This is a genomic window from Pseudoalteromonas sp. SM9913 (assembly GCF_000184065.1).
In the GTDB taxonomy this organism is placed as follows: Bacteria; Pseudomonadota; Gammaproteobacteria; order Enterobacterales; family Alteromonadaceae; genus Pseudoalteromonas; species Pseudoalteromonas tetraodonis.
This window is the reverse complement of sequence record NC_014803.1, coordinates 767,497-781,133: the sequence shown is the minus strand read 5'-3', so window position 1 is coordinate 781,133 and position 13,637 is coordinate 767,497. Positions and strand designations below refer to the sequence as shown.

Annotated in this window: 6 protein-coding genes and 3 rRNA genes; 2 read left to right on the top strand and 7 right to left on the bottom strand. The window is 43.2% G+C overall.

From position 1 onward, the window contains the following. Window positions 1–27: 27 nt before the first annotated feature. Window positions 28–1,566 (top strand): phosphoenolpyruvate carboxykinase, encoded by a 1,539-nt coding sequence (locus PSM_RS03575; protein ID WP_013464243.1) that lies wholly within the window; start codon window positions 28–30, stop codon window positions 1,564–1,566. Between the two features lie 633 nt (window positions 1,567–2,199). On the opposite strand, the gene rrf is transcribed toward PSM_RS03575, so the two are convergent. From rrf to PSM_RS03550, 4 genes are all read right to left on the bottom strand, one after another. Next, window positions 2,200–2,314: ribosomal RNA gene (gene rrf, locus PSM_RS03570) — 5S ribosomal RNA — on the bottom strand. Between the two features lie 136 nt (window positions 2,315–2,450). Further along, a 23S ribosomal RNA gene (locus PSM_RS03565) occupies window positions 2,451–5,337 on the bottom strand. A gap of 288 nt (window positions 5,338–5,625) precedes the next feature. Further along, window positions 5,626–7,162 (bottom strand): 16S ribosomal RNA (locus PSM_RS03560). Together the 16S, 23S and 5S rRNA genes form the textbook arrangement of a ribosomal RNA operon. A 598-nt stretch (window positions 7,163–7,760) precedes the next feature. Then, window positions 7,761–8,618, bottom strand: coding sequence for a tetratricopeptide repeat protein (locus PSM_RS03550; protein ID WP_013464241.1), 858 nt, complete (start codon window positions 8,616–8,618; stop codon window positions 7,761–7,763). A 109-nt stretch (window positions 8,619–8,727) separates the two neighbouring features. Here PSM_RS03550 and PSM_RS03545 point away from each other — a divergent pair, with 109 nt between their 5' ends. After that, window positions 8,728–10,038, top strand: coding sequence for a M20 metallopeptidase family protein (locus PSM_RS03545; protein WP_013464240.1), 1,311 nt, complete (start codon window positions 8,728–8,730; stop codon window positions 10,036–10,038). 28 nt (window positions 10,039–10,066) lie between these two features. On the opposite strand, the gene PSM_RS03540 is transcribed toward PSM_RS03545, so the two are convergent. The 3 genes from PSM_RS03540 to PSM_RS03530 form a co-directional block, all read right to left on the bottom strand. After that, the gene (locus PSM_RS03540) at window positions 10,067–12,007 is read right to left on the bottom strand and encodes a DNA topoisomerase III (RefSeq protein WP_013464239.1); all 1,941 of its coding nucleotides are present in this window, start codon (window positions 12,005–12,007) and stop codon (window positions 10,067–10,069) included. A 75-nt stretch (window positions 12,008–12,082) separates the two neighbouring features. Further along, on the bottom strand, window positions 12,083–12,568 hold the full coding sequence (locus PSM_RS03535; protein WP_013464238.1) for a hypothetical protein: 486 nt from the start codon (window positions 12,566–12,568) through the stop codon (window positions 12,083–12,085). Between the two features lie 147 nt (window positions 12,569–12,715). Further along, window positions 12,716–13,636, bottom strand: coding sequence for a flagellar motor protein MotB (locus tag PSM_RS03530; protein WP_013464237.1), 921 nt, complete (start codon window positions 13,634–13,636; stop codon window positions 12,716–12,718). Between the last annotated feature and the right edge of the window lies 1 nt (window position 13,637).

Sequence of the window (13,637 nt, the reverse complement as noted above, 5' to 3'; positions counted from 1 at the left end):
TCAATCTCACACAATTTAGGTATAAACATGACTTCAAGCGCTACCCGTTTTGTCGATCTAACTGCAGCTGAACTTGTCGAACACGCTATCAGCCGTGGCGAAGGGACTTTAGCCGCCAATGGTGCTTTTGTAGCTAACACTGGTCGTCGTACCGGTCGTTCTCCAAAAGATCGTTTTATTGTTCAAGAATCAAGTACTGAAAATGAAATCCAATGGGGTAATGTAAATCGCCCATTCGATGCAGATAAGTTTGACGCGTTATGGGCACGTGTAGAAGCACATGTGCAAAGCAATGACCACTTTATCTCTCACCTTGAAGTTGGCGCTGATCCAGAGCACTATCTTCCAGTGGTTGTAACAACAGAAACTGCTTGGCACCATATCTTCGCTAAAAACATGTTCATCCAACCAGAATCATACAACAAAGCAGACTTCCCTCAGTGGCAAGTAATGAATGTACCTTCGTTTGTATGTGATCCAGAACGCGATGGTACCAATAGCGATGGCACAGTTATTATTAACTTTGCACAACGTAAGGTGTTACTTGCTGGCATGCGCTACGCGGGTGAAATGAAAAAATCGATGTTCTCTGTGCAAAACTTCCTACTACCAGCGAAAGGTGTATTACCAATGCACTGTTCTGCTAACGTAGGCGAAGCAGGCGATACTGCGTTATTCTTTGGTTTATCTGGTACAGGTAAAACAACGTTATCAGCCGATCCAACTCGCTTCTTAATCGGTGATGACGAGCACGGCTGGGCACCAGGTAGTGTATTTAATATCGAAGGTGGTTGTTACGCTAAATGTATTGACCTTTCTCAGAAAAACGAACCTGTTATCTGGGACGCTATTCGATTCGGTACAATTTTAGAAAATGTCGTACTTGATGAAAATCGCGTTCCTGATTTTAATGATACCAGCCTAACTCAAAATAGCCGTGCAGCTTATCCACTGGAGCATGTTGAAAAACGCAAAGTTGAAAACCGTGCAGGCGAGCCTAAAGCGGTTGTATTCTTAACATGTGATGTAAGTGGTGTCCTTCCTCCAGTATCTGTACTAACCGAAGAAGCTGCAGCTTTCCACTTCTTAAGTGGTTACACTGCAAAAGTAGGCTCTACAGAAATTGGCTCTACCAGTGATATCGAATCTACATTTTCAACCTGTTTTGGCGCACCTTTCTTCCCACGTCCTGCAGGTGTCTACGCAGAACTTCTAATGAAGCGTGTACGCGAGTTCGGCGCTAAAGTTTACCTAGTTAATACAGGCTGGACAGGGGGTCCGTACGGTATTGGTAAGCGTTTCGATATTCCAACAACACGTGCTGTTGTTGACGCAATCGTATCTGGAAAATTAGCTGGTGTTGAAACTCAACACATTGACGTGCTAAATCTAGACGTACCAGTTGCAGTACCAGGCGTTGATAGCAAGCTGCTTAACCCAATTAACACATGGGAAGACAAAGCAAAGTATGCTGAATATGCAGCTAAACTAGCCGCTGATTTCACAGAAAACTTCGCAAAATACGACGTATCTGAAGAAATTAAAAATGCAGGCCCTAAGGTTTAATAATCACCTTTAACCTCATAATTGAAACGCCAGCCTTGAGTTGGCGTTTTTGATCCTACTTGGTTTATTCCACAAATATCATTTCTTTAATATATTCTGCAAAATCATCTAATAGCTAAAATAAAGACCATAGTCACTTTTCAGCCCAACTTAAATGAGTTTTTCTATATGCATACAGCGATCTTATAAGGCCTTAAAAAAACCGTAGCTGATTCGTTTAAACATTATATATTTAGGCTAGCAATATATGCGTACATTAGACTTGATAGCGATGTGAAATACACGCTTCCCCTTCTATATTCAAGATCACACACGACTATGACTTCACCAACAAAGTAGATTAGTATTGTACACAGTCCTAAGTAATCACGTTGGGCTTAATCGCTGAACTCCCTTAGCATTATACTCACCACAGGCCTTTAGTGTGTCATTCCTGCGTACGTAAAAAGCCCGACGATTGCTAATCGGGCTTTCTCAGTTTGGAGCAATGGTAATGTCGTAGACTCAACCCACGCTACAAAGTACAGGTTGACACTGTGCAACTGATAGCTGACGGCTGATAGCTAATATTTTAACTTTCCTACAGACGTAAAAAAGCCCGACTATTTCTAGTCGGGCTTTCTTTAATTTGGAGCCTGGTAATGTCCTACTTTCACATAGCAAATGCTACACTATCATCGGCGCTGTTTCGTTTCACTGCTGAGTTCAGCATGGGGTCAGGTGGGTCCAAAACGCTATTGTCACCAAGCAAATTTGGTGTAAGTTCGATTTAATCGAGCTTACTAAAATTTGGAATTTCTGATAATAAAGAGTAATCAAGTAATCTACTTTAGTTCTATTAACTTCTTCGCTTAAACTATCACATAAAACGCGTTTGGCGTTGTATGGTTAAGCCTCACGGGTAATTAGTACAAGTTAGCTTAATGGCTCACACCACTTCCACATCTTGCCTATCAACGTTGTAGTCTTCAACGGCCCTTCAGAGACTTTAAAAGTCTAGTGAGAACTCATCTCGAGGCCTGCTTCGCGCTTAGATGCTTTCAGCGCTTATCAGTTCCGAACGTAGCTACCGGGCAATGCCATTGGCATGACAACCCGAACACCAGCGGTTCGTTCACTCCGGTCCTCTCGTACTAGGAGCAACCCCTCTCAATTCTCAAACGCCCACGGCAGATAGGGACCGAACTGTCTCACGACGTTCTAAACCCAGCTCGCGTACCACTTTAAATGGCGAACAGCCATACCCTTGGGACCGACTTCAGCCCCAGGATGTGATGAGCCGACATCGAGGTGCCAAACACCGCCGTCGATATGAACTCTTGGGCGGTATCAGCCTGTTATCCCCGGAGTACCTTTTATCCGTTGAGCGATGGCCCTTCCATTCAGAACCACCGGATCACTATGACCTACTTTCGTACCTGCTCGACGTGTCTGTCTCGCAGTTAAGCTGGCTTCTACCATTACACTAACCGTACGATGTCCGACCGTACTTAGCCAACCTTCGTGCTCCTCCGTTACTCTTTGGGAGGAGACCGCCCCAGTCAAACTACCCACCAGGCACTGTCCGTAACCCCGATTCAGGGGCCAACGTTAGAACATCAAAACTACAAGGGTGGTATTTCAAGGACGACTCCACAAAAACTAGCGTCTCTGCTTCTAAGTCTCCCACCTATCCTACACATGTAGGTTCAATGTTCAGTGCCAAGCTGTAGTAAAGGTTCACGGGGTCTTTCCGTCTAGCCGCGGGTACACAGCATCTTCACTGCGATTTCAATTTCACTGAGTCTCGGGTGGAGACAGCGTGGCCATGGTTACACCATTCGTGCAGGTCGGAACTTACCCGACAAGGAATTTCGCTACCTTAGGACCGTTATAGTTACGGCCGCCGTTTACCGGGGCTTCGATCAAGAGCTTCTCCGAAGATAACCCCATCAATTAACCTTCCGGCACCGGGCAGGTGTCACACCGTATACGTCATCTTGCGATTTTGCACAGTGCTGTGTTTTTAATAAACAGTCCCAGCCACCTGGTCACTGCGGCTCCAATCAGCTTAAAGAGCAAGTCTCATCACCAATCGGAGCGTACCTTCTCCCGAAGTTACGGTACGATTTTGCCTAGTTCCTTCACCCGAGTTCTCTCAAGCGCCTTAGTATTCTCTACCTGACCACCTGTGTCGGTTTGGGGTACGATTCGGTATAATCTGAAGCTTAGAGGCTTTTCCTGGAAGTATGGCATCAGCAACTTCATCACCTTGGTGACTCGTCTCGTGTCTCAGCCTAACAGCAACCCGGATTTACCTAAGTCACTAGCCTACACACTTTCACATGGACTACCATCGCCATGCTTGCTTAGCCTGCTCCGTCCCCCCATCGCAATTATACCAAGTACGGAAATATTAATCCGTTTCCCATCGACTACGCCTTTCGGCCTCGCCTTAGGGGTCGACTTACCCTACCCTGATTAACATGGGATAGGAACCCTTGGTCTTCCGGCGTGCGGGTTTTTCACCCGCATTATCGTTACTCATGTCAGCATTCGCACTTCTGATACGTCCAGCATACCTCCCGGTACACCTTCAACCGCTTACAGAACGCTCCCCTACCACTCAAAATAAATTTTGAATCCGCAGCTTCGGTGCATAGTTTAGCCCCGTTACATCTTCCGCGCAGACCGACTCGACCAGTGAGCTATTACGCTTTCTTTAAAGGATGGCTGCTTCTAAGCCAACCTCCTGGCTGTCTGGGCCTTTCCACATCGTTTCCCACTTAACTATGACTTTGGGACCTTAGCTGGCGGTCTGGGTTGTTTCCCTCTTCACGACGGACGTTAGCACCCGCCGTGTGTCTCCCGGATATTACTTTACGGTATTCGGAGTTTGCAAAGGGTTGGTAAGTCGGGATGACCCCCTAGCCTTAACAGTGCTCTACCCCCGTAAGTATTCGTCCGAGGCTCTACCTAAATAGATTTCGGGGAGAACCAGCTATCTCCCGGTTTGATTAGCCTTTCACTCCTAACCACAGGTCATCCCCTAACTTTTCAACGTTAGTGGGTTCGGTCCTCCAGTTGATGTTACTCAACCTTCAACCTGCCCATGGCTAGATCACCGGGTTTCGGGTCTATACCTTGCAACTATTCGCCCAGTTAAGACTCGGTTTCCCTACGGCTACCCTAATCGGTTAACCTCGCTACAAAATATAAGTCGCTGACCCATTATACAAAAGGTACGCAGTCACCCAACAAGTGGGCTCCTACTGCTTGTACGTACACGGTTTCAGGTTCTATTTCACTCCCCTCACAGGGGTTCTTTTCGCCTTTCCCTCACGGTACTGGTTCACTATCGGTCAGTTGGGAGTATTTAGCCTTAGATGATGGTCCACCTATATTCAGTCAAAGTTTCACGTGCTCCGACCTACTCGATTTCACTTAAAATGCGTTTTCATGTACGGGACTATCACCCTGTATCGTGGCACTTTCCAGAGCCTTCCATTAACACATAATAAGCTTAAGGGCTGTTCCGATTTCGCTCGCCGCTACTATCGGAATCTCGGTTGATTTCTTTTCCTACGGGTACTTAGATGTTTCAGTTCTCCGCGTTCGCCTCGTTAACCTATGTATTCAGTTAACGATACCTGCAAGCAGGTGGGTTTCCCCATTCGGAAATCCTAGTCTCAAGTGCTTTTTACTAGCTTGACTAGGCTTATCGCAAGTTAATACGTCCTTCATCGCCTCCAACTGCCAAGGCATCCACCGTGTACGCTTAGTCACTTAACCATACAACCCAAACGGGTCTTTGTTTTGTGACAGTTTAACTTCGCCAGAAGTTAATATTGAATACTAAAGTAGATACCAATTAATCCGAAGATTAAATTGGCACTGAATGATACTGCTATCATTCTTTTTTACTTTTGAAAACTCTGTACAAATAACAGTGTTATTCATACGAATTTTATTATCAGCTTTTCCAAATTTTTAAAGAGCATATTAATTAGTCAACTCAAAGAGCAAACTAACTAACAATCATCTGTGTGGACACTACGAACAAATAAGTTCTAAATCGTATAAGGAGGTGATCCAGCCCCAGGTTCCCCTAGGGCTACCTTGTTACGACTTCACCCCAGTCATGAATCACTCCGTGGTAAACGTCCTCCCGAGGGTTAGACTATCTACTTCTGGAGCAACCCACTCCCATGGTGTGACGGGCGGTGTGTACAAGGCCCGGGAACGTATTCACCGCGTCATTCTGATACGCGATTACTAGCGATTCCGACTTCATGGAGTCGAGTTGCAGACTCCAATCCGGACTACGACGCACTTTAAGTGATTCGCTTACTCTCGCGAGTTCGCAGCACTCTGTATGCGCCATTGTAGCACGTGTGTAGCCCTACACGTAAGGGCCATGATGACTTGACGTCGTCCCCACCTTCCTCCGGTTTATCACCGGCAGTCTCCTTAGAGTTCTCAGCATTACCTGCTAGCAACTAAGGATAGGGGTTGCGCTCGTTGCGGGACTTAACCCAACATCTCACAACCACGAGCTGACGACAGCCATGCAGCACCTGTATCAGAGCTCCCGAAGGCACCAAACCATCTCTGGTAAGTTCTCTGTATGTCAAGTGTAGGTAAGGTTCTTCGCGTTGCATCGAATTAAACCACATGCTCCACCGCTTGTGCGGGCCCCCGTCAATTCATTTGAGTTTTAACCTTGCGGCCGTACTCCCCAGGCGGTCTACTTAATGCGTTAGCTTTGAAAAACAGAACCGAGGTTCCGAGCTTCTAGTAGACATCGTTTACGGCGTGGACTACCAGGGTATCTAATCCTGTTTGCTCCCCACGCTTTCGTACATGAGCGTCAGTGTTGACCCAGGTGGCTGCCTTCGCCATCGGTATTCCTTCAGATCTCTACGCATTTCACCGCTACACCTGAAATTCTACCACCCTCTATCACACTCTAGTTTGCCAGTTCGAAATGCAGTTCCCAGGTTGAGCCCGGGGCTTTCACATCTCGCTTAACAAACCGCCTGCGTACGCTTTACGCCCAGTAATTCCGATTAACGCTCGCACCCTCCGTATTACCGCGGCTGCTGGCACGGAGTTAGCCGGTGCTTCTTCTGTCAGTAACGTCACAGCTAGCAGGTATTAACTACTAACCTTTCCTCCTGACTGAAAGTGCTTTACAACCCGAAGGCCTTCTTCACACACGCGGCATGGCTGCATCAGGCTTGCGCCCATTGTGCAATATTCCCCACTGCTGCCTCCCGTAGGAGTCTGGGCCGTGTCTCAGTCCCAGTGTGGCTGATCATCCTCTCAAACCAGCTAGGGATCGTCGCCTTGGTGAGCCATTACCTCACCAACTAGCTAATCCCACTTGGGCCAATCTAAAGGCGAGAGCCGAAGCCCCCTTTGGTCCGTAGACATTATGCGGTATTAGCAGTCGTTTCCAACTGTTGTCCCCCACCTCAAGGCATGTTCCCAAGCATTACTCACCCGTCCGCCGCTCGTCAGCAAAGTAGCAAGCTACTTTCTGTTACCGCTCGACTTGCATGTGTTAGGCCTGCCGCCAGCGTTCAATCTGAGCCATGATCAAACTCTTCAATTAAAAAGTTTTATGTCTTTCGACAGCTCAATGAATTCTGAATTTATTTAATATCTTTCGATATTGAATTGACTGTGCTGAATAATTACCGAAGTAACTATTCTGTTGGTCACTCAGTTCAATTGAGACTCTAAATTTGTTTGCCTCACTACCTAAGTAGCTTGGCTGTTAGAACTCAATCTGTACGAGTGCCCACACAGATGATTGCTTTATATTGTTAAAGAACGTTGCGATTAAAGCGCTTAACTTTATCTCGCTAGGGCTGCGCATATTACGCTTTCCTATTTTTTTGTCAACACTTAATTTTGTTAAACTTGAAAGTTTTCGAAACTAAGTTTTACTCGACTCACTGAGTAGCTCGTGCCTCGCTATGCGTTGGCGTTCCCCGTCTCAGTGGGGTCGCATTATAGGGAGAATCGATTTTAACGCAAGCGTTTTTAAAGGCTTTTTTGCATTTAATTTTTACCCCAAAGATACCCCACCTAGACACACACGTTACCCACAAAACCCTGTGGATAACCCTGCATTTATCCTCTTTTTAAATGTAGAAAACAAAAAAGCATCTTTAGTTAGATGCTTTTATAAAGGTTCTAATTAGCCGTTAATATAAAATACTATAGAGCTTGCGGCGATATTTAGCGGCTAATGCATCGCCGTCAGGTAAAGAGGCGATTATTGCTAAGAAGTTTGGTTTGGCTTCATCATAGTTAAGATCCTTTTTAAGGATAGTAAAGAGTGCTTCTAATGCCTCTTCTTTCCTTCCCGCTTCATTTAAAAGGTTACTTAGCTGCATTTGCAAATCAAGTTCATTTGGATGTTTAGCGACTTTTTCTTGAAGTTCTTTTATCTGCGGTGAATCGGTTGCCTCTAATGCGGCCTCACATTTTGCCTTAATATTATTAAAGTATGCATCTTGCTCTTTTACATCTATTGTTTCTATTAACGCAGCGGCTTCATCGAGTTTGTGGATTTGTATACATATATCTGCCAGTACTAATTTAATCCTCGCATTTCGACTATCAAGTTCATACGCTTGTTTGGCATAAGTAAACGCGGCATTTAAGTCGCTATTAATCAGTGCTTGCTTAGCCTGCTCTAATAATAAGTCTTGTTGAGCTGGTAAATGTTTAGATAATGCATCACGAACTTGGCTTTCTGTTTGTGCACCCGCTAATACATCAACTGGAGCTGAGTCTTTTAATAACACTAAAGTAGGTAAGGTTTGCAATCCAACTTGTTGGGCAAGTTGAGAGGCAAGTGCCTGCTCTGCATCGCAGTCTAAGTTTGCGACTACTATATAGTTGCTGTATTCAGCAGCTAACTTATCTAAAATAGCTGCTTGGCTAATACACTCTGGGCTTTGTGGAGAAAAAAAGTTAAGTAGTACTAACTTTTGTTGTGATGTTTCACCCAATACTTGCTGAAGGTTTTGTGCGTTAAGACTAACTATATTGCTCATTGAATTATTGCCATGTTCATCTATTTAGGTTTTTATATGGTGATGAAGATAATAATTACAAGTCATCTGTTTAAATCATTTAAATACAATAGAAGGTAGTGAGGGAAATATGAAATTAGCGTATGTAAGTGCATTGTGTTTATTAGTCAGCCCATTATTGAATGCGCAAGCACTTAAGTTGGATCTTGATACCAGCATGCCGGCAATAGAAAAACTTTACTTAGACCTACATCAATCACCTGAATTGTCATATAAGGAAAAGCAAACAGGTAAAAAAATCGCTGAACGACTTCAGAAATTAGGGTTTGACGTAACCGATAATGTAGGTGGCTATGGTGTAGTCGGAATTTACAAAAATGGTCAAGGCCCTACCGTCATGATCAGAACTGATACTGATGGCCTGCCTATAACAGAGCAAACAGGCAAAACTTACGCATCAACTATTACCACAATTAATGATCAAGGTAGTGAAGTTGGCGTTATGCATGGCTGTGGTCATGATATTCATATGAGCTCTTTTATTGGTACTGCTGAGCAATTAATTACGCATAAAAATAAGTGGCAAGGTACTTTAATGATGGTTGCTCAACCCGCTGAAGAAGTAGGCGGTGGTGCAAAAGCAATGCTCAAGGAAGGATTATTTAACAAATACGCTAAACCAGATCATATTATTGCTTTGCATGTAAGCGCTAGCGTTGCTGCGGGTAAAGTGGCAATGAAAAATGAATACACTATGGCCAGTGTTGATTCTGTTGATATTAGTATAAAAGGCAAAGGTGGCCATGGTGCTTACCCGCATACAACTATCGACCCTGTGATCATCGCAGCTCGAACGATACTTGCACTACAAACAATTACTAGTCGTGAGCTTTCTCCACTTGAGCCTTCAGTGATAACGGTGGGTTCCATTCATGGTGGCTCTAAACACAATGTTATTTCTGATGAAGTTAAGTTGCAACTTACGCTACGCAGCTACAATCCAGATATACGTAACGCACAAATAGTGGCAATTAAACGTATTACTGCAGGTATAGCACAAAGTGCAGGCCTCGAGGAATCTCTCTACCCTGTAGTGAAAGTTCATGAAGATGAATCAATTCCATCAACTTACAATAACCCAGTACAAACTAACCTTGTTCGAAACGCTATAAAAAGTGCGATAGGTGATGCAAACGTGCTCGAAACAGAAGCGGTAATGGCCGGTGAAGACTTTGGATTATACGGGCGCACCGACGAAAATATTCCTATCACCTTATTTTGGCTAGGTGGCGTTAACCAACAGCAGTACGCCAAGGCAATAAAAAATAACGAAACACTGCCCTCGTTACATTCAAGTAAATTTGCGCCTGATTATAAAGTAGCACTGCCTACAGGAATAAAGGCAATGAGTAACGCCGCTGTGGCACTATTCAATCAGTAACCTTCAACGCTATATGTAAGCCCTGCGATTAATTTACCGCAGGGCTTTTTTTATAACTCGACTTTTTATACGGCGCTTTTTTTGTACGTTTGGCAAAGCGCTTTTTAGGTGACGTTTTAGGTAACAGTGCAAATGCCTGACTATTGCAGTTCGCCGCTTGACTTACAAAATTAGTTAAATCGGCTAATAAAGGTTGTATAAACTGCTGATAACTCATTGCTTGCTGTGCAATATCACCTAAACTCGACTCCCATTTTGCAGTTAAGTCGGGGCTTGATAATCCCTCTGGTAATACACTAATTAATGCCAGACCTGTTTCAGTTGCTTTAATTGCTTTTCCCTCACGTTTTAAAAAGCGACGTTTAAATAACAGCTCAATAATACCTGCACGCGTTGCTTCTGTACCGAGGCCATCTGTTTCTTTTAATATTTTTTTGATTTGCAGGTCTTTTACATAACGGCTAATTCCCGTCATAGCAGCAAGTAAGGTTGCATCGGTAAAATGAGCCGGAGGAGATGTATGCTTTTGCACCACTTCACCTTTAGTACAAGTAAGTGCCATACCTTTTTCTAAATAAGGCAATGTAGCTTCTTCTTTGAGTTCCGACTTACCCATGAGCAATTTAAAACCTAAGCTTACATCTTGCTTTGCACTTGCTTTAAATAAACCTCCGGCTATGGTTACCTCTACTTTGCTTTCGTTGTAAATGTAGTCGGGATAAAACTGAATTAAATAGTGTCGACTTATTAACTGATAAATTTTTGCTTCATCATTGGCTAAACTCACACTTTTTAACTGTTTAGCTGTCGGCACAATGGCGTGATGAGCGGCCACTTTTGCATCATTAAAACATTTACTACGTTGTTTTGCATTTGCCTCATTTACCAGCTCTACTGACTGCCCACCATTTACGGCTATCGCTTTTAAAATAGCAGGTGCATCTTGGTGATGCTCTCTCGGTAAGTAACGGTTATCTGAGCGTGGGTAGGTAATTAATTTATGACGTTCATATAAAACTTGGCAAATATCGAGTACTTTTTGTGCTGGCATCCCAAAAGCTTTAGCAGCATCTATTTGTAAAGCAGATAAGTTATAAGGAAGCGGCGCGGTTTGTTTTTTTTGCTTTTGCTCAAGCGCTGTTACATTTGCGGGCTGATTAGCAATGCGTGAAGTCACATTTTCGGCTAAGGCTTTATTAAGTACTCTGCCCTCTTCATCTTGATATGGTTCGCACGCTTTACTCGGTATCCACTTAGCAGTAAATGATTGCTGCTCAGGTGTAACAAGATGAGCAAGTACTTCATAAAATGGTTTGGATACAAAATTTGCGATTTCATTATCACGATTTACAACTAAACCTAAAATAGGTGTTTGTACTCGCCCAACCGACAACACATTACCAAAGCCCGCTTTTTGCCCAGCTAGCGTATAAGCTCGCGTTAAATTCATACCAAACAACCAATCAGCACGAGACCGCGCTAAAGCAGATACACTTAAAGGGATAAAATCACGGTTAGCCCGCATAGCGTTGAGTGATTTTTTTACCGCAGTTAAGTTTAAATCACTGATCAATAAGCGTTGAATACTTTGCTTTTTGGTTTGACTAATTTTTGTTTGCTCGATTACTTCATCAACCAGTAGCTGACCCTCACGATCAGGATCGCCAGCATGCACGAGTGTTGTAGCCTGCTTAATTAATTTTTTTAAAATGGTAAGCTGCTTACGGGTTTTTGTTTTAGCTTTTAATTGCCAGTGTTCAGGCACAATAGGTAAATGCTCAAATTGCCATTTTTTAAAACGCTCATCATAGTCATCGGGTTCTGCTTGCTCGAGCAAATGACCTATGCACCAAGACACACAATCACCATTCGCCACTTCAATATAACCATCGTGTTTTTTATGAGGTTTTGGAAGCGCATCTGCAATAGCGCGTCCTAATGAAGGTTTTTCAGCAATATAAAGTTTCATAACCACACCCTAACACTGTTCATATAAACAGTAGTTTAGCATATCAGTTTAAAACTGGGGATATTTTTATAGTTTCTAACTTAAAGCTTTATTTCGCTTATTAACAAAAAGATATAAAAGAGGCAGGTAGCAGACAACAACAGTGGCAATATTTATTAAAGGCATAAATGTTTGATACATCACAGTGCTATAAGATAAATCCCAAAGGTGTCGGTCAACTAAGCGAAATAATTGAAGAATGGGTGCACCAATAACAATAAGCTGCCCAAGTACACATTGCCACAAATGCACTTTATCTTTAAGACCCCAATAAGCAATAAGTGCCATCCAAGTAATATCTGTTAATGCCCATACAAGGTAACGGTATATATAAATACCATCATCAAACGCCATTAAACTTGAGTAGGTCACAGTGCCAAATAAGAAAAAAGCGGCAGTAATAACAACGAACCTAAGAGCTAAATAATCTTTGAGGATAAAGAATATAAAAATAGCCGGACTCAAAATAAGAACCCAGCTTTTGCTTAATATACTTACAAAATACAAAAACCATTCAGGCAAACTAAATAACCTTACTTAACTTTTGTATCTTCATCAGTTCCATCGCCGTTACCAGGCATACTACAATACTTAGTTAACATATTCGCCCCATTACATTTGTTAAGAATGTTGCATTCTATGCTAAAAAAGGTACATAGCCAAGTCATTCTATTTTACATCAATTGGCGCTGACTCTTTTGCCTTGCCTTGTAAAATTGATATTTCTACACGGCGGTTACGTCTTCGATCTTCGCGGGAATCGTTCGGCACTAAGGGCCTAGTTTCTGCACGTCCTACCACCATCATTCTGGTTTTATCAAAACCTGGAACTTTTTGTAATTCACTCGCTACCGCAACTGCGCGTTTAGATGATAAATCCCAGTTATTAATGTAAAGCTCGTTGGAAACCTGAAAATCATCCGTATGACCAGACACCGTAATTTCACCGGGTACATCTTTAAGTAATCGGCCAATATCTTGAATGATAGGTTTAAATTGTGGTTGTAAAAATGCACTCCCCGATGGAAACGAGCCATTTTCTCTAATACGAATTATGATTTGCTGCCCTAAAGATTCAAGCTCAATAGCCCCATCAATAATTTGCTTTTCAAGCTGTTGCGCAATTTTTTTAACTAAGTCATTTATTTGCTCTTGATCAGCAGCAGACACTGCCGTAGCTGCAGCAACTTCCTCTGAGGTACTGCTTGATTCACCACCTCGCTTTTCACCACGTTGCTCTTGACGTCCACCTGCGGAGCTTTCATCTCCCGCCTGAAACTCAAGCATTTGTTGGGTCATTTCAACCGTTTGTTGCTGAATGGTTTCTATAGGAGTTGGCTCAGGTTTACCCGGCGTAAACTCCATAGCAATAACAGATGTCCCTTTTGGAATGTCTTTTACTTCTATTTTATTTTGTACACCAAAAGCAAACTTCATTGAGCCTGCAATTTGTTTAAATTTAAGTACATCCATTTCAGAAAATGCGAGTAAAAGTACGAAAAAGCACATTAATAATGACATTAAATCGGCAAACGTTCCCATCCACGCAGGAAGTCCTGGAGGTGGGCATTTGCACTCTTCATCTGACATA

Excerpts from the sequence above, each read along its gene's own strand:
- PSM_RS03530 (WP_013464237.1), bottom strand. The coding sequence starts at position 13,636 with ATGTCAGATGAAGAGTGCAAATGCCCACCTCCAGGACTTCCTGCGTGG.
- PSM_RS03575 (WP_013464243.1), top strand. The coding sequence starts at position 28 with ATGACTTCAAGCGCTACCCGTTTTGTCGATCTAACTGCAGCTGAACTT.
- PSM_RS03545 (WP_013464240.1), top strand. The coding sequence starts at position 8,728 with ATGAAATTAGCGTATGTAAGTGCATTGTGTTTATTAGTCAGCCCATTA.
- PSM_RS03540 (WP_013464239.1), bottom strand. The coding sequence starts at position 12,007 with ATGAAACTTTATATTGCTGAAAAACCTTCATTAGGACGCGCTATTGCA.
- PSM_RS03550 (WP_013464241.1), bottom strand. The coding sequence starts at position 8,618 with ATGAGCAATATAGTTAGTCTTAACGCACAAAACCTTCAGCAAGTATTG.